Source organism: Micromonospora sp. NPDC047812 (assembly GCF_040704175.1).
Lineage (GTDB): Bacteria > Actinomycetota > Actinomycetes > Mycobacteriales > Micromonosporaceae > Micromonospora.
Genome location: NZ_JBEYRY010000013.1, coordinates 40,938 through 59,485 on the forward strand (window position 1 = coordinate 40,938; position 18,548 = coordinate 59,485).

Here is an 18,548-nt window from a genome sequence, read left to right on the forward strand (position 1 = left end):
CGTACGCCCGCGCGGTGGCCCGGCGGCGGTCGACGCGTCAGCTCCCGGAAAGGGCGGACGATGCGACGGTGGCTCGCGGCGCTGGCGCTGGCCGGCACGCTGACGGTCCTGCTGTCCGGCTGCGTACGACCGGGCGGCTCCGACGGCGACCTCACCGACGACTGGCCGGCGCTGCGGGCGCCGCAGCTGTTCGTGCCGGCCACGGACGCCTGCCTGCCCCGGATCACCGCCGTCGTGCAGGCCCGCACCTACGAGGCGGTGGACTGCTCCCGCAACCACCTGGCCGAGACCGTGCACGTGGGCAGGTTCGCCGGCCCTGCCGCCGACGGCGACCGGCCAGAACCGGGCTCCGCGACCCTGCGTCCCGCCCGCGCCGAGTGCGACCAGCGCGCCCGCGAGGTGCTCGGCGGCGACTGGCACGCCGCCCGCATCACGCTCACCGTCGCGCTGCCCTCCGCGACCGCGTGGCGCGGGGGTGCCCGCTGGTTCCGCTGCGACCTGAGCGAGACCGGCAGCATCGACAACACCCGGCCGGTGAACCGCACGGGCAGCCTGCGGGGCGCGATGATCGGCGACTCCCCGCTGCTGCACCGCTGCTTCGATCCCAAGCTGATCGGCGACAACCTGAACTACATGGCACCGGTGCTGTGCACCGAGCCGCACCGCGCCGAGTTCGTCGGCGTCTACCTGGAGCGGGACATCACCTGGGCCGAGTTCGGCCGGTCCCACCGGCAGGCGCACACGCGCTGCATGGCGCTCATCGCCGCCTTCGCCGAGGTGCCCAACAACAGCGACCTGCCGTACCGGGCGGGCTCGATCTTCTATCCCCCGTCGCAGCGGGAGTGGCAGGAGGGCGACCGGGGGGTGCGGTGTTTCCTGTGGAGCGACGACCGGAAGCTGACCCGCTCCATGCGGGGCGCCGGCCCGCAAGGGTTGCCCGCGAGCTGAGCGAGGGTGCCGTATGCTGCCGCACCGTGGCGTGTCCGGCCGCCTCCGCGCCGGCGGGACCGCCGCGCTGGCCGCCGCCGGGTGCGGCCCACGAACCGCGGGAGGTCGGGATGCGACGGTGGTGGACGGCGGCCACGGTGGGCGCGGTGGCGGCCCTGGCGCTCGCCGGTTGCGGCACCCCTGCCGGCACCGACCGTGACCTGACCGACGACTGGCCGGCGCCCGCCGCGCCGCAGGCGTTCGTGCCCGCCGCCGGGGTCTGCCACGCCGGCGTGCAGGACGTCGGCTACCTCACCGCCTACCACCCCGTCGACTGCGCGGTGTCGCACCGCACGGAGACCGTGCACGTCGGCACGCTGACCGGGGCGGGGGCCGACCGGGTCACGCCCCCGCCGGCCGGCTCGGCCGGCATGCGCGCCGCCCGCGCCGAGTGCGACGCGAAGGTCAACGAGCTGGTCGGCGGCGACTGGCGGGCCGGCCGGCTCGGGCTGAGCGTGGTGCTGCCGTCGCCGCAGGCGTGGGGCGGCGGCGCCCGCTGGTTCCGCTGCGACCTGAGCGAGCAGACCAGCCTCGACGAGGCCGCCGCGAAGGCCCGCACGGGCAGCCTGAAGGGCGCGCTGAGCGGCGCCGCCCCGCTCGCCCACCGCTGCTTCAACCCGAAGACGCGGGCCGACGAGGTGCGGGAGATGGTGCCGGTGGCCTGCACCAGCAAGCACCGCGCCGAGTTCGTCGGCGTGTGGCAGGCACCCGACACCAGCTACGACGACTTCAGCCGGGACACGCGCAAGGTGCACCGGGCGTGCCGGACGCTGATCGCGAAGTACGCCAGGGTGCCGGACAACGGCGACCTGCAGTACCGGGCCGGCTCGATCTACTACCACCCGTTCGAGCGGGAGTGGCGCAACGGCAACCGGGGCGTGCAGTGCTTCCTGTGGGTCAGCGACCGCAACCTCACCAGGTCGGTGAAGGGCGCCGGCACGAGGGGCCTGCCGGTCACCTGAGGCCCGGGGCGGCCACCGCGGATGGCCGCCCCGACACCTGCCGCGCCTAGCTGGCCTGGAGCGTCACGTCGTCGACGACGAAGCTGGTCTGCAACGAGGCGTCCTCCGTGCCGGTGAACTTCAGCGTCACCGTCTGTCCCGCGTACCCGGCCACGTTGAACGACCGCTGCGTGTAGCCCGCCGCCGCGTTCAGGTTCGAGTACGTCGCCAGCGTGGCCGTCCCCACCTGCACCACCAACCGGTCGTACGCGGTGCTCGTCGTCGTCTCGGCCGTGTCGACGTGCAGCCAGAACGACAGCGTGTAGCTCGCACAGCCCGCCGGGATCGTCACCGACTGCGACAGCGTCTCGGTCCGCGTCGAGCCGTACCCCAGCAGCCACGCCTTGTACGAACCCGTCCGCGCCGGCTGGCGGGTGTCGTTGGTGATGACACCCGACGAGGCGGTCCACGGCGACGACCCGCTCTCGAACCCGCCGTTGCCGATCAGCTGTCCACCGGCGCAACCGCCACCCCCACCGACGGTCAGGGTGTAGCTGGCCGAGCGCGAGACGCCGCCGGAGCCCGCGCCGGTGACCGTGAGGGTGTACGTGCCCACCGGGGCCGAGGCCGACGCGCTGACCGTCATGGTGGCGGAGCCGCCGGAGGTGACCGACGACGGGCTGAAGGACACGGTGACGCCCGCCGGGGCGCCGGTCGCCGACAGGCCGACCGTCTGGGCGGTGCCGCCGGTGGTGGCCGTGGCGACCGTCGCCGTGGTGGACGCGCCCCGCTGCACCGAACCCGACGTCGGGCTCACCGCTACCGAGAAGTCGTTGGTCCCCGTGCCCACGGCGAGCTGCCAGACGGCGTACGCGATCCCGTCGGCGCTGCGGTTGAGCACCGTGGCGCTGACGTTCGAGGTGGTGTCGCAGGAGCGGTGGTAGCACGGGTCGTACGCCGAGCCGGACGTGCCGCCCCACTTGGCGGCCTGCGCCGAGGTCTTCCGGGCGCTGGCGCCCGCCGCGTACCCGGAGGTCGGGATGCCGGCCTGCTGGAACGAGTAGTCGTCGGAGCGTCCCTGGCCCTCGACGTTCTCCTCGGGCTGGATGTTCAGCGAGTCCCAGTACGCCTTCAGCGGGGCGGCGGTGGTGGAGGTGATCCGGTTGATGAAGTAGCCGCCGTTGGTGGAGCCCACCATGTCGAAGTTGTAGTAGCCCTTGACGTACCCCCGCTGGGTGGCGCTGAGGGAACGCACGTAGAAGTCCGAGCCGTTGAGGCCCTGCTCCTCGTCGGTCCACCAGGCGAACCGGACCCGCTTGGTCATCGTCGGGTTCTGCCGGGCCAGCACCAGCGCGTTCTCCAGCAGCGCGGCCGAGCCGGTGGCGTTGTCGTTGATGCCCGGGCCGGCGGAGACGCCGTCGAGGTGCGCGCCGAACATGACGACCTGGTCGGCGGGGCCGCCCGGCCACTCGGCGATCAGGTTGTTCGACCGGTAGGTGCAGTCGGTGCAGACCTGCTCGGTCACCGTGTACCCGGCGGCCTGGAGCTTCGTCCTGACGTACGCGACGGAGGCCGTGTAGCCGGCGGAGCCGGCCCGCCGGTTGCCGCCGTTCTGGGTGGCGATGGTCTGGAACTGCGTCAGGTGGGCCTGGACGTCGGCGATCGCGATGTCCGGCGCGGCCAGGGCCTGCGCGGCGGGCGCGAGCACGCCGGCGGCCGGGGCCGCCGACGCCGGCGCGGCGGTCTGCGTCGCCATGCCGCCGGTGACGACGGCGAGCGCGAGGCCGGCGGTCAGGATTCTTCGCTTCATGGACGCTCCTCGATAGGTGGCCGCCTGATGATGCCACCGTGGAGCGCGATCGTGGAAGCAGACGAAAGGGTGGCGCTTCCCGCCGCGCCCGCGCACCGCCGACGGACCGACGGGCGTGGTGTCGTACCGGTGGGCAATCATGTGTCGACGCCGACGGAGGGGGAGGAACGATGATCGGCACCCTGTGGACCGTCGCCCTGGACACCCGTGACATCGCCGGCCTGGCGAGGTTCTACCAGGAGCTGGCCGGGTGGCGGCAGATCCATGCCGAGGACGACTGGATCACGATGACCACCGACGACGGCTGGCGGGTGGCGGCCCAGCTCGCGCCGGACCACGTGGCACCGCGGTGGCCGGATCCCGCCCGCCCCCAGCAGGCCCACCTCGACCTGCGGGTGCCCGACCTGGCGGCGGCCACCGCCCGGGCGCAGGAGCTGGGCGCGACGCTGCTGCGTCGCAACGAGCGGTGGCACACCCTGGCCGACCCCACCGGGCACCCGTTCGACCTGTGCCTCAACGCCGACGACCCGCGCACCACGCTGGCGGGCGTGATGCTGGACTGCCCCGACGCCAAGGCGCTCAGCGTGTTCTACGCGGAACTGCTCGGCAAGCCGGTGACCTACGAGGGCGACGGCATGGCGATGATCGGCGAGGACGGCGCCCGACCGGTGCTGTTCCAGCAGGTGGCCGACTACTCGCCGCCGCGCTGGCCCGACCCCGCCCACCCGCAGCAGATCCACCTCGACGTGCGGGTCGACGACGTGGCGGCGGCCGAGCCGGCGGCGCTCGCGCTCGGGGCCACCCGTCTGCCCGGCGAGGGGGACAACTGGCGGGTCTACGCCGATCCCGCCGGCAAGCCCTTCTGCTTCGTCTGGGACCTCGACCAGGGGTGACAGGTGCCCTCAGTCACCGTACGCGGATGACGGCCGCGGCGCGCTCGGTGAGCGTGCCGCGGCCGTGGTCCGCCGCGTCTCGGCCGGACGAGCCCGTGGGGACCGCCGCTCAGGTGCGGCGGAGCATCGCGAGGAACATCGCGTCGGTGCCGTGCCGGTGCGGCCACAGCTGCACCGTCGGCCCGTCGCCGAGACCGGGCATGCCCGCCGGCAGCAGCGGCCGGGCGTCGACGAAGTCGACCGGCACACCGGAGCGGCGGGCCGCCTCGGTCACCGTCACGTGCGTCTCCACGGTGTGCGGGGAGCACGTCACGTAGGCGACCAGCCCACCCGGGCGGGTCGCGCGCAGCGCCGCGGCCAGCAGCTCGCGCTGCAACCGGGTCAGCGGCGGCAGGTCCGAGGGCTGGCGCCGCCAGCGGGACTCCGGGCGACGGCGCAGCGACCCCAGCCCCGTGCAGGGCGCGTCGACGAGCACCCGGTCGAAGTGCGCCTCCGGCAGCTTCGGATCCGCGCCGACGGTGCGGCCGTCGGTGTGCAGCACGGTCACCGGCAGGCCGCGGGTGGCCTGTTCGACAAGCCGGGCCCGGTGCTCGGAGACCTCGACCGCGGTCAGCCGCGCGTCCCGCTGGGCGGCCAGGGCGCCGAGCAGGCCGGACTTGCCGCCCGGGCCGGCGCACAGGTCCAGCCAGCGTCCGTCCGGGCCGTCGAGCGGGGCCACCGCCAGGGCGTTGGCCACCAGCTGGGAGCCCTCGTCCTGCACGTGGGCACGCCCCTGCGCGAGCGCCGGCAGGTCGCCGGGCGCGCCACCGGAGAGATAGACCGCGTACGGGGAGAAGGCCCCCGGTGCGCCGCCGGCCTCGTCGGCCAGCTCCGCCGCGTCGGCCAGGCCGGGCCGGGCGCACAGGTGCACCGGCGGGCGCTCGTTGTCCTCGATGAGCAGCCGGGTGGTCTCGCCGAGGTCGCCGCCGAGCGCCTCGGCGAAGGCCCGCACGATCCACTGCGGATGGCTGTACGCCAGGGCCAGGTGCCCGACCGGGTCGCTCTCCGCCGACGGGGCCAACTTGGCCACCCAGGCGTCGGCGTCGCGGCCGGCGACCTCGCGCAGCACCGCGTTGGCGAAGCCCGTCGCGCCGGGGCCCACCGCCCGGACCAGGTCGACGGTCGAGGAGACCGCGGCGTGCGCCGGCACCCGCGTGTGCAGCAGCTGGTACGCCCCGAGCCGCAGCGCGTCGCGCACCGGCGGGTCGATGCGCTGCACGTCCCGCCCGGCGGCGTCGCTGAGGATCGCGTCGAGGGTGCCGAGGTGGCGCAGCGTGCCGTAGGTCAACTCGGTGGCGAAGGCGGCGTCGCGGCCGACCAGCCCCGCGTCGCGCAGGAGTGACGGCAGCACCAGGTTGGCGTACGCGTCGTCCCGGTGCACCGCCGCGACCGCCTCGTAGGCCACCTGGCGGGGCAGGTCCACCGTCGGGCGGGCCGGGGGGCGCCGGCCGCCGTCGCGGCGGTCGCCGCCGGTCCGGGCACCCCACTGGCCGCCCCGCGCCGGCCGCTCGCCGCGCTGGCCGCCCGCGGGACGCTGCTCGCGTCCGCCGGAGCGCTCACCGCCGAAACGCCCGCTGTCGGAGCGCTCACCGCGCCGTTCGCCGGAGAGACGGTCGCCCGAGGGCCCTTCCGAAGTGCCCGTCACGCGACTTCCTCCCCCGCGGCGACCCGGACGCCCCGCGCCCAGTCGGTCGCCGGCATCGCCCGCTTGCCCGCCGCCCGGACCTCGCCGAGCCGTACCGGGGTGGTGGCCGTGCCGGCCAGCACCCGGGACTTCTCCACCAGCAGCTCGCCCGGCTTCAACTCCGGACCGTCGGGCACCGGGGTGACCGGGCCCAGCTTGACGCGCTCGCCCCGGAACGTCGTCCACGGGCCGGGCGCCGGGGTGCAGGCGCGGATCCGCCGGTCCACCGCGAAGGCGGGATCGGACCAGCGCACCCGGGCGTCCTCCACGGTCAGCTTCGGCGCCAGCGACACCCCGTCGGCGGGCTGCGGCTCTGCCCGGGCCGTGCCGTCCTCGATCGCGTCGAGGACGGCCACCAGCAGACCGGCGCCGGAGTGGGCCAGCCGCTCCAGCAGGTCGCCGGACGTGTCGGTCGGACGGATCTCGTCGGTCAGCGTGCCGTAGACCGGACCGGTGTCCAGCCCCTCCTCCAGTTGGAACACGCTCGCCCCGGTCAGCTCGTCGCCGTGCAGCACGGCGTGCTGCACCGGCGCGGCCCCCCGCCAGGCGGGCAGCAGCGAGAAGTGCAGGTTGATCCAGCCGTGGCGGGGGATCTCCAGGGCGGCCGGCGGCACCAGCGCGCCGTACGCGACCACGGGGACGCAGTCGGGGGCCAGCTCACGCAGCCGGTCCTGGAACTCCGGCTCACGCGGCCGGGCGGGGGTGAGCACCTCGATCCCGTGCTCGTCGGCCCACGCCCCCACCGGGGAGCGGACCAGCCCGCGACCGCGCCCCGCGGGGGCGTCCGGCCGGGTGACCACGGCGAGGAGTTCGTGACGGGAGGCCGCCACGGCAGCCAGGGCGGGAACGGCGACGGCCGGCGTACCGGCGAAGATCACGCGCACCGGCTCACCGACCCAGGCCGAAGGGGCTGCCGGAGGCGTGCGGGTTGAGCTTGACCGTCGGCGGGGTGGCCGGGTCGTACCACTCCGCCTGGCGGATCGCCTTCATCGCCTCCTTGCGCCCGGCCGGGTCCAGCCGGTCCACGAAGAGCACCCCGTCGAGGTGGTCGGTCTCGTGCTGCACGCAGCGCGCCATCAGACCGGTGCCGACGATCTGCATCGGGTCGCCGTAGCCGTTGAAGCCCTTGGCGATCACGTTCTGCCGGCGCTTGGTGTCGAAGTAGAGGCCGGGGATGGACAGGCAGCCCTCGGGACCGTCCTGCTCCTCGGCGTCGGGGAACTCGAGCACCGGGTTGACCAGGTGGCCGACCACGTCGTCGACGTCGAAGGTGAACACCCGCAGGCCCACACCGAGCTGCGGCGCGGCGAGGCCGGCGCCGTTCTGCTCACGCATCGTGTCGGTCAGGTCGGCGACGAGCTTGCGCAGCTCGACGTCGAAGTCGACCACCGGATCGGCCGGCGTGCGCAGCACCGGATCCCCGAACAGACGGATGGGCTGGACGGTCACTCGGCATGGCTCCTTCGGCGGGCGGACTGGTGCCGTACCAGTCTACGGAGTGCCGTCGGCCGCCCCGGCCGGCGTGCCGCGAAGCGGCGCGGACCGTTGCGTGTCGATGGTCACGGGGGAGGCTCTCGTAGCCGCGCAGGACCAGCCGGGACCGGTGCCGCGGCGGGGCGGCCAGGGAGAGCCCGGGCATCCGGCTGTGGTCGGGCGCGGCGGCGCTCCCGGGCCCGGGCGGCACGGGGCGCGCTCGGGTCAGGCGCCGGTGCCCGGCTCCCCGGCCAGGACCGCGTCGCCGCCGAGCAGGGCGTGCTCGGGCAGCGGCAGCTCGATCTTGTGGGCGGCCTCCCAGTCGTGGATCAGGCCGGGCCGGGCCTGGGCGGCGAAGTAGTCGACCGCGCTCATCCCACCGACCACCGGCTCGTCCACCTCGGCGACGAGCTGTGCCGGCACCAGGCGGAAGCCGTTCTGGAGGGCGGCGCTGAGGCGGCGGTGCCCGTCGACGACGAAGAAGTACTCGCCGGTGTAGCCGATCCGCAGGGGCTCCAGCGCCTCGTCGCCGGCGGCGGCCACCTCGCCGACGAACTCGGAGTCCCACAGGTCGCGCAGGTGGGCGATGTCCTCGGTCGGGTAGACGCGGGCCGGGTCGAGCAGCAGCAGCGGCGGCGCGTCGCGCAGCACGTCCGCGCACAGCCGGCCCTCGTACGCGTCGATGATGTGCTCGATGACCTCGGAGGCCGAGGCGCGGGTGGTGTCGCAGATCAGGTCGTAGTTGCGCAGCCGGGCCTTGTCCACCCCGTAGCGGACGATGAACCGGCCCCGCTCGCTCTCGCTGCGCTCGCGCAGCTTGGCCTTGGCCTCCTCCATCGAGGCGTAGCTCTCGGCCGGGCCGGAGGGGCGGGCGAGCACCCGTCGGGCCGCCTCGCCCGGCTCGGTGATCATGTGCACCTTGAGCGCGTCCGTGAAGAAGTGCCAGGCCAGCCGGGAGTCCATGACGAGCCGCTCGCCCGAGGCCGCGATGTCCCGCTGGAGCTGGTCGACGTAGCCGTCGACGGCCTGGTCCAGCTCCGCGTGCAGGTTGAGCTGGAGCGCGGTCATCTGCCGCTCCTGCGCCATCTGGCGGTAGAGGTCGCCGACGCTGACCCGGCGCAGGCCGAGCCGCTCGGCGATCACCACGGAGACGGTGCTCTTGCCGCTGCCGAGGTCACCATTGAAGACGATCGACTGACGAACGGTCACGACTGGTCCACCCCTGATCACCGGCTGTTTGGAATCATCGACACCGCGCCGAAACCGACGCGCTCCCGCCATCGTCGCGCGATCCTGCGACGACCCCGGCTCGGCGCGTCCGGCGCCGCGCCGCGACCTGGAGCCGTCGTACGCCCGGGCATGACGGGCGATGCTATCACCCGCGTGTCGACACACCGCCGGACACGGCGTGCGACGAGGGGCCAGGTCGGGCGGTGGGAGCGGTGGGGCCGGCGGTCAGAAGAGGGCCAGCGGGTCGACCTGGAGGCGGACCGGCTCGGCGGCCTTGCGGGCGGTGCGCACCCCGGCCGCCGAGTGCAGCGCGCCGGCCAGCGCGCCGGCGCGGGCCCGGGGGACCCGGACCAGCATCCGTTCCCGTTCCCCGTCGGCCGGCACCGGCCCGAGCAGCTCGGCCTCCGCCGGCAGCCGGGCCTCGGCCAGCAGGTCGGCCACCGCGGCCGGCAGGCCGGTGACGCTGGCCATCCGCACCGCCGGCGGGAAGCCAAGCTCCCGCCGTTCGGCCAGCTCGCGGGCGGCGAACCAGCCGGCGTCCCAGCGCAGCAGCGCCTGCACGGGGGCGAGGGCCCCGTCGGCGACCACCACCACCCGGCCGCCGGCGGAGGCGGGACGGGCCAGCGCGGCGGCCGCCAGCCAGCGGCGCAGCGCCTCCTCCCCCGCCCGCAGGTCGGCCCGGGTGAGCAGGGCCCACGAGTCGAGCAGCAGCACCGCCCCGAAGCCGCCCTCGGCGACCGGCTCCGCCCCGGGCGTGGCGATGACCAGGCCGGCGCCGCCCGGGACCGCGGCCAGCACCTCCTCCCGCCCCGAGGTGCGCACCGGCACGCCGGGGAAGGCCCGGCCCAGCTCCTCGGCGGTGCGCCGGGCGCCGGTGACGGAGGCGCGCAGCCGCCGCCCGCCGCACTCCGGGCAGGCGTACGCGGCGGCGACCCGCCCGCACCAGCGGCAGGCCGGGGTGCCCTCGGCCGACGGCAGCGCGAGCGGGCCGGCGCAGTGCGGGCACCGGGCCGGGGTGCGGCACTCGGCGCAGGCCACCGAGGGCAGGTAGCCGCGGCGGGGCACCTGGACCAGCACCGGCAGGTCCGCCCGCAGCGACTCCCGGGCGGTGGTCCAGGCCAGGCTGGGCAGGCGGGCGGTGGCCGCCCCGGGGTCCCGGGCCAGCTGCGGGTCGTCGCCGGTGGGCGCGATCGCCGGCATCCGGGCCCGGACGGTCGCCCGGTCGGCCACCACCTCGCGGGCCCACCCGGTCTCCACCAGCAGCTGCGCCTCGGCGGTGCGGGTGTACCCGCCCACCAGCGCCGCGGCGTCGCCGAGCTGGGCGCGGGTGAGCAGCACCTCGCGGGCGTGCGGATAGGGGGCCCGGGGCTCGGCGTGCAGGTCGTCGCCGTCGTCCCAGATCGCCACCAGCCCGAGCCGGGCGACCGGGGCGAACATCGCGGCCCTGGTGCCGACCACCACCGCCGCGTCGCCGCGCCGGGCGGCGAGGAACGCCCGGTAGCGCCGGGCGGGACCGAGCGCCGCGGAGAGGCAGACGTGCCGCCCCGGGCCCAGGACGTCGTGCAGGGCGGCGTCGAGACGGTCCAGGTCGCGGTTGTCGGCGACGACCACCACCGCGCCCCGGCCGCCGGCCACGGTGGCGGCGACGGCCTCGGCGTACCGGGCGGGCCAGTCCTCCCCCGGCAGCGCCGACCACACCGCCCGGGGGGCCCGCCCGTCGGCGAGCGCCCGCAGCAGGGCCGGCCCGGCCGGATAGTCCCGCCACGCGTCGAGACCCACGCCGGACACGGCGGGACCCACGCCGGGAACGGCAGGATCCGCGCCGGGAACCGCAGGATCCGCGCCGGGAACCGCAGGATCCGCGCCGGGAACCGCGGGACCCACGCCGGGGACGGCGGAGTCCACGTCGGGGACCGTGGGACCCACGCCGGGAACGGCAGGATCCGCGCCGGGGACGGCGGAGTCCACGTCGGGGACGGCGGGGGCGGCGGCGCGGGCGCGGACGTCCTTCTCCACCCGGGCGTGCCGGGGCGGAACGGCGAGGCGGAGCACGTCGGCGAGGCTGCCGGCGTAGCGGTCCGCGACCGCCCGGGCCAGCCGGGCGACCTCCGGCGCGAGCACCGGCTCGGGCGAGACGACCTTCTCCAGGTACGCCAGCCGACCGGTGTGCCCCGAGTCGTCGGCCCGCTCCAGCAGCCAGCCGTCGACGAGCTGCCCCGCGAAGCGGACCTTCACGCGTACGCCGGGAACGGCGTCGGCGTCCAGCTCGGCCGGGACGAGGTAGTCGAACGGGCGGTCCAGGTGGGCCAGGGGGACGTCGACGCAGACACGAGCGACCGGCGACCCGTCCGCGGGTCGCCGGTCGCTGCGCCTGGTGCCGGTCAGGCTCCCGCGGCCGACTTGAGGTCGGCGGCCCGGTCGGTGCTCTCCCAGGTCAGGTCCGGCAGCTCCCGGCCGAAGTGGCCGTAGGCGGCGGTCTGCTGGTAGATCGGGCGGAGCAGGTTGAGGTCCCGGATGATGGCGGCCGGGCGCAGGTCGAAGACCTCGGAGACGGCCTTCTCGATCGAGGCGACCGGCACGGTCTCGGTGCCGAACGTCTCGACGAAGAGGCTGACCGGGTGGGCCTTGCCGATCGCGTACGCGACCTGGACCTCGCACCGCTCGGCCAGGCCGGCGGCGACCACGTTCTTGGCCACCCAGCGCGTCGCGTACGCCGCCGAGCGGTCCACCTTCGACGGGTCCTTGCCGGAGAACGCGCCGCCGCCGTGCCGGGCGTAGCCGCCGTAGGTGTCGACGATGATCTTGCGACCGGTGAGGCCGGCGTCGCCCATCGGCCCGCCGATCTCGAACCGGCCGGTCGGGTTCACCAGCAGCCGGTAGCCCTCGGTGTCCAGCCCGAGGCTCTCCAGCTCCGGGGCGATGACGTGCTCGCGCACGTCGGGGGTGAGCAGCGAGTCCAGCGAGATGTCCGCGGCGTGCTGGCTGGAGACGACCACCGTGTTGAGCCGGACGGGGCGCAGCCCCTCGTACTCGATCGTGACCTGGGTCTTGCCGTCGGGGCGCAGGTACGGGATCGTGCCGTCCTTGCGGACCTGGGAGAGCCGCCGGGCCAGCCGGTGCGCCAGGGCGATCGGCAGCGGCATCAGCTCCGGCGTCTCGGAGCAGGCGAAGCCGAACATCATGCCCTGGTCGCCGGCGCCCTGCGCGTCCAGCGCGCTCTCCGACGCCCCGGTACGCAGCTCGAAGGCGTTGTCGACGCCCTGCGCGATGTCCTCCGACTGCGCGCCGATGGAGACGCTGACGCCGCAGGAGGCGCCGTCGAAGCCCTTCTTCGACGAGTCGTAGCCGATGTCGAGGATGGTCCGGCGGACGATCGTGGGGATGTCGGCGTACGCCTTGGTGGTCACCTCGCCCGCGATGTGCACCTGGCCGGTGGTGATCAGGGTTTCCACCGCGACGCGGCTGCGCGGGTCCTCGGTGAGCAGGGCGTCGAGGATGCCGTCGCTGATCTGGTCGGCGATCTTGTCCGGGTGGCCTTCCGTGACCGATTCGGAAGTGAAGAGGCGGCGTGTCACGGCACTCCTAAATTGTGGAAGTCGTTCCGCGGCAGTTTAATCATCCGCGTCAGAGCCTGGCCCCTTCGGTCGTGCCCGGTTCCAGCCGTCAGGAACGGCCGGGCAACCGGGCCACCACGAGATCCCAGACGCCGTCGGCGAGATCCTCCTTGGACCGTTCGGGCATTCGGCTGACCGAACCGTCCGCGCCGATGACGGTCGCCGCGTTGGTCTCGGCGCCGAAGACCTTGTCGTGCCCGACCTCGTTGACGACGACGAGGTCCGCCCGCTTGCGGGCGAGCTTGGCCCGGCCGTTGGCCTCGGCGTCGCCCGTCTCCGCGGCGAACACCACCAGCACCTGCTCCGGGCGACGTCGCCGGCCCAGCTCGGCAGCGATGTCCGGGTTGGTGACGAGCTCGATGGTGGGCGCGCTACCGTCGTCCGACTTCTTGATTTTGCCAGGCGCGTAGGTCGCGGGACGGAAATCGGCCGGAGCCGCCGCCATCACCACCGCGTCGGCCTCGGCCGCCGCCGCCAGCGTGGCGTCGCGCAGCTCGCCCGTGGTGCCGACCCGGACCAGGTCGACGCCGGCGGGGTCGGGCAGCGAGACGTTGGCCGAGATCAGCGTGACGCGGGCGCCCCGGGCCACCGCGCAACGGGCGAAGGCGTAGCCCTGCTTGCCCGAGGAGCGGTTGCCCAGGAAGCGGACCGGGTCGAGGGGCTCGCGGGTGCCGCCGGCGGTCACCACCACGTGCCGCCCGGTCAGGTCGGCGGGCGCCCCGACGCCCCGGGCGAGGGCCCGGCGGGCGACCGCGAAGATCTCCGCCGGGTCGGGCAGCCGGCCCTTGCCGGTGTCGGCGCCGGTGAGCCGGCCGACGGCGGGCTCGACGACGCGCACGCCCCGGGAGCGCAGCGTCGCGACGTTGGCGACGGTGGCCGGGTGCTCCCACATCTCGGTGTGCATGGCCGGGGCCAGCACGACCGGGCAGCGGGCGGTCAGCAGCGTGTTGGTGAGCAGGTCGTCGGCGAGGCCGTGGGCGGCCTTGGCCAGCAGGTCGGCGGTGGCCGGCGCGACCACCACCAGGTCGGCCTGCTGTCCGAGCCGGACGTGCGGCACCTCGTGCACGTCCGACCAGACGTCGTCGGCGACGGGCTGGCCGGAGAGCGCGGCCCAGGTCGGGGCCCCGACGAAGCGCAACGCCGACGCGGTCGGCACGACCCGGACCTGGTGGCCCGACTCGGTGAAGAGCCGCAGCAGCTCGCACGCCTTGTAGGCGGCGATGCCGCCGCCGACCCCGAGGACGATCCGGGGGGACATCGACGCGGGGCGGATTACGGCTGGTCGGTCGGCTCGGCGGTGAGCAGGCCCGCGTTGATCTCGCGCATGGCGATGGAGAGGGGCTTCTCCTGCGGCGTGGTCTCGACCAGCGGGCCGACGTATTCCAGCAGACCCTCACCGAGCTGGCTGTAGTAGGCGTTGACCTGGCGCGCGCGCTTGGCGGCGAAGATCACCAGCGCGTACTTCGAGGTCGTCTTCTCGAGGAGCTCGTCGATCGGCGGGTTGGTGATGCCTTCGGGGTTTGCGATGGATCCCACGAATTAACCTCTGCGTCTATCGCACCGCGTGGCGGTGCTGGCGGTCAACCGCGCGTGTGCGGTGGCGCCGGAGCCAGGAAAGAAGAACCGGACAAGCCTACCAGCTCGTCGACGACCCGCCCGGTGAGGTCGTGCGCGAGGGTGTGTTCGACCGCGGCCGGTGTGACCTGCGGGGGGAGGTTCCCCGGCGGGTGCAGCAGCACCAGCCGGGCGTCGGGCAGTACCGCCCGGACCAGCAGCGCGCCGGCCAGGTCGAGGCCGATCAGCACCGGCTGACCGGCGGCGAGCCGGGAGCGCAACGGTTCGAGGGGGGTGCCGCGCCGGTGGGGACCGGCCCGGCTCCACTCCAGCAGCTCCCCGGCGGCGACCATCCGGTCGAACTCGGCGGGGGTCAGGAAGAGCCGGTCGACGCCGTCCAGCTCGCCCTCCCGGCGGGATCGCGTGGTGGCCGGCACCGGAACCCACACGGACGGAGAACGCGCCCGGACGCGCTCGACGACACTCTCCGTGCCGGAGCCCGAAGGCCCCGTCAGGACAGTGAGCCGAGCCGCCGGGCGCGCCTCGTCATCCGTGCTCACTGCTTGTTTCTACACGCAGCCAGGCTCAGTTGGCGGCGAACTCTCCAAGCAGTGCCTTGCGCTGCTGCTCGCCGAGGCCACGCAGGCGACGGCTGTCGGCGATCTTGAGCTTCTCCATGATCTGGGTGGCCCGGATCTTGCCGATACCCGGCATCGCCTGCAGCACGGCGGAGACCTTGAGCTTGCCGACGACGTCGTCGGACTCGGCACGCTCGAGGACGGCTCCGAGGGTGGTCTTGCCCTGCTTGAGCTGCTCCTTCAGCTCAGCACGGGCCTTGCGGATCTCCGCGGCCTTCTCCAGCGCGGCAGCGCGCTGTTCGGGGGTCAGTGACGGGAGCGGCACCAGTTCTCCTCAGGTCCCTATCGCGACGGGCGGGACGCACCGCCGCATCTGTGAAACGTGGTGTCGCTGTGAACCAAGGGGTCCATGGTTCCCAGCGCGGGGAAAACTAGCGGTCGACGGCGCATTCGGCAACGTGGACGCGCGATGATCTTTACAAAGGTGACCGAGCCGTCAGTCAGTCACCAGCGGCGAGGGCGGCCCGACAGCCGGTCAGGGCACGGTCGGCGGCAGCCCGCAGCGCGTCCGGATCCGGGCCCGCGCCCAGCACCTCCCGGGAGTACGAGGGCAGCACCGCGGGCAGCGCGGAGCCGAAGACGACGCGTAGGTCGGCCGCGGTGGCGCCCTGCGCCCCGAGGCCCGGGGCGAGCAGCGGACCGTTCACGGCGGACAGGTCGTGACCGGTGTCACCGATGGTCGCGCCGACCACCAGCCCGACGCTGCCGAGCGGCTGCGCACCCGCGTTGAGCTGGGAAATCTCGTCGATGACGGCCTGCGCGACGGTGCGCCCGTCGGCGGTGCGCGCGCGCTGCACGGCGGCGCCCTCGGGGTTGGAGGTGAGCGCCAGCACGAAGACCCCGCCGCCGTGCTCGGCGGCCAGTTCGAACATCGGCGCGAGCGCGCCGACACCGAGGTACGGGCTCGCGGTCACCGCGTCCACATGGACCGGGCTGGATGGGTCGAGGTACGCCGAGGCGTACGCGGCGACGGTCGAGCCGATGTCGCCGCGCTTGACGTCCAGCAGAACGAGCGAGCCGGCCTCGCGTAACTGTCGGATAGTTGACTCAAGAATCGCGATACCTTTCGAGCCGAACCGCTCGAAAAAGGCCGACTGCGGCTTGATCACCGCGACCCGGTCACCGAGGGCTTCCGTGACCGTCCGGGCGAACCGGTCAAGCCCCCGGACATCGTCGTCGAGCCCCCAGCGGGCCAGCAGCCCCGGGTGCGGGTCGATGCCGACGCAGAGCGGACCCCGCTCGGTGACGGCCCGGTGCAGGCGGGCGCCGAAGCTCTCCATCCGGTTCTCTCCCTCTCCTCGGCGCCCGGGGCGTCCGCCGCCGGGGCACGCTCCTGTCGCGGGCGGCGCGCGCCGCCCGCGTACTCCCGCCGGACCGTGACCGGCGGCTCAGCCGGCCCGCACCGCGGCGGCGACCCCGGCGGCGATCCGGGCCACGTCGGCGTCGTCGGTGACGTACGGCGGCATGGTGTAGACCAAGTCGCGGAACGGCCGCAGCCAGACCCCCTCGGCGACTGCCGCGGCGGTGGCAGCGGGCAGGTCCACCTCGTGGTCCAGCTGGACCACGCCGATCGCGCCGAGCACCCGCACGTCGGCCACCCCCGGCGTGCCGCGCAACGGCTCCAGGCCGGCCCGCAGGCCCGCCTGCACCCGTGCCACCTGCCCCGCCCAGTCCCCGGCCCGCAGCAGGCCGAGAGAGGCGTTGGCGACCGCACAGGCCAGCGGGTTGCCCATGAACGTCGGGCCGTGCGCCAGTACCCCGCCGGCGGAGATGCCCCGGGCGACCTCCGCCGTGCAGAGCGTCGCGGCCAGCGTCAGGTACCCGCCGGTGAGCGCCTTGCCCACGCACATCACGTCGGGCGCGACCCCGGCGTGCTCGGCGGCGAACATCGCGCCCGTGCGGCCGAAGCCGGTGGCGATCTCGTCGAAGATCAGCAGCACCCCGTGCGCCCGGGTCACCTCGCGCAGCACCCGCAGGTAGTGCGGGTGGTGGAAGCGCATCCCGCCGGCGCCCTGGACCACCGGCTCCACCACGACCGCGGCCAGCTCGTGGGCGTGCCGCTCGACCGCCTCGACCAGGGCCGCCTCGTAGGCCGGCTCGGGCGGGGTGTCGAAGCCGCCGGGCGGGACGGGGGCGAAGACCTGCCGGGGCAGCACGTCGCCCCAGAGGTGGTGCATGCCGCCCTCCGGGTCGCAGACGCTCATCGGGTGGAACGTGTCGCCGTGGTAGCCGCCCCGCCAGGTGCCCAGCCGGCGGCGCTCCGGCCGGCCGATGGCCCGCTGGTACTGCAGGCACATCTTGATCGCCACTTCGACGCCGACCGAGCCGGAGTCGGCCAGGAAGACGTGCTCCAGCCCGTCCGGGGCCAGCTCGACCAGGGTGGCCGCCAGGCGGACCGCCGGGGCGTGGGTGAGCCCGCCGAACATCACGTGGCTCATCCGGCCGAGCTGGTCGGTCACCGCCGCGTCGAGCACCGGGTGCCGGTAGCCGTGGATCGCCGCCCACCACGACGACATCCCGTCGACCAGCTCCCGGCCGTCGCCCAGCCGCAGCCGTACGCCCGCCGCGCCCTCCACCACGTAGGGCGCGCTCGCCGGCGGCAGGGCCGCGTACGGATGCCACACGTGCGCCCGGTCGGCGGCCAGGATCTCCTCGGGGGTCACCTGCCCGTCCCCGTGGCGCGGACGGCGGCGCGGACCAGGGCCGGGCCGCGGTAGATGAAGCCGGTGTAGAGCTGCACCAGGACGGCGCCGGCGTCGAACATCCGGGCCGCCGCGTCCGGGTCCACGATGCCCCCGACGCCGATCACCGGCAGCCGGCCGCCGGCCTCCCGGTGCACGAAGGCGACCACCTCGCGGGCGCGGTCGGCGAGCGGGCGACCCGACAGGCCGCCGGTCTCCGTGCCGCGCGCCCGGTCGGCCGGGGCGAGGCCGTCGCGGGCCAGCGTGGTGTTCGTGGCGATCACCCCGGCGGCGCCCCGGGCCAGGCAGACCTCCAGCAGTTCCGCGATCGCCGGCTCGGTGAGGTCCGGGGCGATCTTCACCAGCACCGGCTTCTCCCCCACCAGCGCCGCCAGGATGGCGTCCAGGTGCGCCCGGTCCTGCAGGGAGCGCAGCCCCGGGGTGTTCGGCGAGGAGACGTTGACCGCGAAGTAGTCACCGTGCCCGCGCAGCGCGCGGTACGACGCGAGGTAGTCCTCCACCGCCTCGTCCAGCGGGGTCACCTTGGACTTGCCCAGCGAGATGCCCAGCGGCACCCCGAGCGGGCGGGGCAGCGCCGCGAGCCGGGCCGCGAGGGCCTCGGCGCCGGCGTTGTTGAAGCCCATCCGGTTCACCACGGCCTCGCTGTCGCGCAGCCGGAACAGCCGTGGCCGGGGGTTGCCCGGCTGCGGGTGCGCGGTGACCGTGCCGACCTCGACGAAGCCGAAGCCCAGCGCCGGCCAGGCCGGCAGCGCCACGCCGTCCTTGTCCATCCCGGCGGCGAGCCCGACCGGGTTGGGGAACTCGACGCCGAACACCGTGCGCGGCGCGCGGACGGCGTAGCGGGCCCGCAGCACGGCCAGCGCCGCCGGCCGCCCGGACAGCTCCGCCAGCCGGCGCAGCGTCCACTCGTGCGCGGCCTCGGCGTCCCCGCCGCTGATCCGGAACAGCCCGGGCCGCACGATCCGCTCGAACATCACCGCGCG

General features: G+C 74.9%; 17 protein-coding genes. 3 read left to right on the plus strand and 14 right to left on the minus strand.

The annotated features are described in order from the left end of the window. Positions 1 to 60 precede the first annotated feature (60 nt). On the plus strand, positions 61 to 948 hold the full coding sequence (locus AB0883_RS28140; RefSeq protein WP_366644325.1) for a septum formation family protein: 888 nt from the start codon (positions 61 to 63) through the stop codon (positions 946 to 948). A gap of 110 nt (positions 949 to 1,058) precedes the next feature. Continuing rightward, on the plus strand, positions 1,059 to 1,949 hold the full coding sequence (locus AB0883_RS28145) for a septum formation family protein (RefSeq protein ID WP_366644326.1): 891 nt from the start codon (positions 1,059 to 1,061) through the stop codon (positions 1,947 to 1,949). Positions 1,950 to 1,995: 46 nt separating this feature from the next. On the opposite strand, the gene AB0883_RS28150 is transcribed toward AB0883_RS28145, so the two are convergent. After that, positions 1,996 to 3,738, minus strand: a complete 1,743-nt coding sequence (locus AB0883_RS28150) for a M28 family peptidase (protein WP_366644327.1) — start codon at positions 3,736 to 3,738, stop codon at positions 1,996 to 1,998. A 170-nt stretch (positions 3,739 to 3,908) separates the two neighbouring features. Between AB0883_RS28150 and AB0883_RS28155 the strand changes: the two genes are divergently transcribed. Further along, positions 3,909 to 4,631: a VOC family protein gene (locus AB0883_RS28155; RefSeq protein WP_366644328.1), complete on the plus strand. Its 723-nt coding sequence runs from the start codon at positions 3,909 to 3,911 to the stop codon at positions 4,629 to 4,631. 109 nt (positions 4,632 to 4,740) lie between these two features. Here the strand turns inward: AB0883_RS28155 and AB0883_RS28160 are convergent, their stop codons facing one another. The 13 genes from AB0883_RS28160 to AB0883_RS28220 all read right to left on the minus strand — a co-directional run bounded on the left by AB0883_RS28160 (position 4,741) and on the right by AB0883_RS28220 (position 18,542). Continuing rightward, positions 4,741 to 6,315: a transcription antitermination factor NusB gene (locus AB0883_RS28160; RefSeq protein WP_366644329.1), complete on the minus strand. Its 1,575-nt coding sequence runs from the start codon at positions 6,313 to 6,315 to the stop codon at positions 4,741 to 4,743. Continuing rightward, positions 6,312 to 7,238 (minus strand): methionyl-tRNA formyltransferase, encoded by a 927-nt coding sequence (gene fmt / locus AB0883_RS28165; RefSeq protein WP_366644330.1) that lies wholly within the window; start codon positions 7,236 to 7,238, stop codon positions 6,312 to 6,314. Before fmt ends, AB0883_RS28160 begins: the two co-directional genes overlap by 4 nt. Positions 7,239 to 7,242: 4 nt before the next feature. Next, positions 7,243 to 7,803: a peptide deformylase gene (def, locus tag AB0883_RS28170; protein WP_121395221.1), complete on the minus strand. Its 561-nt coding sequence runs from the start codon at positions 7,801 to 7,803 to the stop codon at positions 7,243 to 7,245. A 249-nt stretch (positions 7,804 to 8,052) separates the two neighbouring features. Next, positions 8,053 to 9,036, minus strand: coding sequence for an AAA family ATPase (locus tag AB0883_RS28175; protein WP_366644331.1), 984 nt, complete (start codon positions 9,034 to 9,036; stop codon positions 8,053 to 8,055). 246 nt (positions 9,037 to 9,282) lie between these two features. Beyond that, a complete protein-coding gene (locus AB0883_RS28180; RefSeq protein ID WP_366644388.1) occupies positions 9,283 to 11,367 on the minus strand; it encodes a primosome assembly protein PriA in 2,085 nt (694 codons plus the stop codon). Between the two features lie 71 nt (positions 11,368 to 11,438). After that, entirely contained in the window at positions 11,439 to 12,632 is a 1,194-nt protein-coding gene (gene metK / locus AB0883_RS28185; RefSeq protein ID WP_121395227.1) for a methionine adenosyltransferase, read from the minus strand. A gap of 88 nt (positions 12,633 to 12,720) precedes the next feature. Continuing rightward, positions 12,721 to 13,929: a bifunctional phosphopantothenoylcysteine decarboxylase/phosphopantothenate--cysteine ligase CoaBC gene (gene coaBC / locus AB0883_RS28190; RefSeq protein WP_366644332.1), complete on the minus strand. Its 1,209-nt coding sequence runs from the start codon at positions 13,927 to 13,929 to the stop codon at positions 12,721 to 12,723. Positions 13,930 to 13,943: 14 nt separating this feature from the next. Further along, positions 13,944 to 14,207, minus strand: a complete 264-nt coding sequence (rpoZ, locus tag AB0883_RS28195) for a DNA-directed RNA polymerase subunit omega (RefSeq protein ID WP_007075826.1) — start codon at positions 14,205 to 14,207, stop codon at positions 13,944 to 13,946. Between the two features lie 44 nt (positions 14,208 to 14,251). Further along, a complete protein-coding gene (locus AB0883_RS28200; protein ID WP_366644333.1) occupies positions 14,252 to 14,785 on the minus strand; it encodes a guanylate kinase in 534 nt (177 codons plus the stop codon). 25 nt (positions 14,786 to 14,810) lie between these two features. After that, complete coding sequence (mihF, locus tag AB0883_RS28205; RefSeq protein ID WP_007458370.1) at positions 14,811 to 15,128, minus strand: integration host factor, actinobacterial type; 318 nt, start codon at positions 15,126 to 15,128, stop codon at positions 14,811 to 14,813. A gap of 175 nt (positions 15,129 to 15,303) precedes the next feature. Beyond that, complete coding sequence (gene pyrF / locus AB0883_RS28210; protein WP_366644334.1) at positions 15,304 to 16,143, minus strand: orotidine-5'-phosphate decarboxylase; 840 nt, start codon at positions 16,141 to 16,143, stop codon at positions 15,304 to 15,306. Positions 16,144 to 16,251: 108 nt separating this feature from the next. Next, a complete protein-coding gene (locus AB0883_RS28215) occupies positions 16,252 to 17,526 on the minus strand; it encodes an adenosylmethionine--8-amino-7-oxononanoate transaminase (protein WP_366644335.1) in 1,275 nt (424 codons plus the stop codon). After that, positions 17,523 to 18,542 (minus strand): quinone-dependent dihydroorotate dehydrogenase, encoded by a 1,020-nt coding sequence (locus tag AB0883_RS28220; protein ID WP_366644336.1) that lies wholly within the window; start codon positions 18,540 to 18,542, stop codon positions 17,523 to 17,525. Before AB0883_RS28220 ends, AB0883_RS28215 begins: the two co-directional genes overlap by 4 nt. Between the last annotated feature and the right edge of the window lie 6 nt (positions 18,543 to 18,548).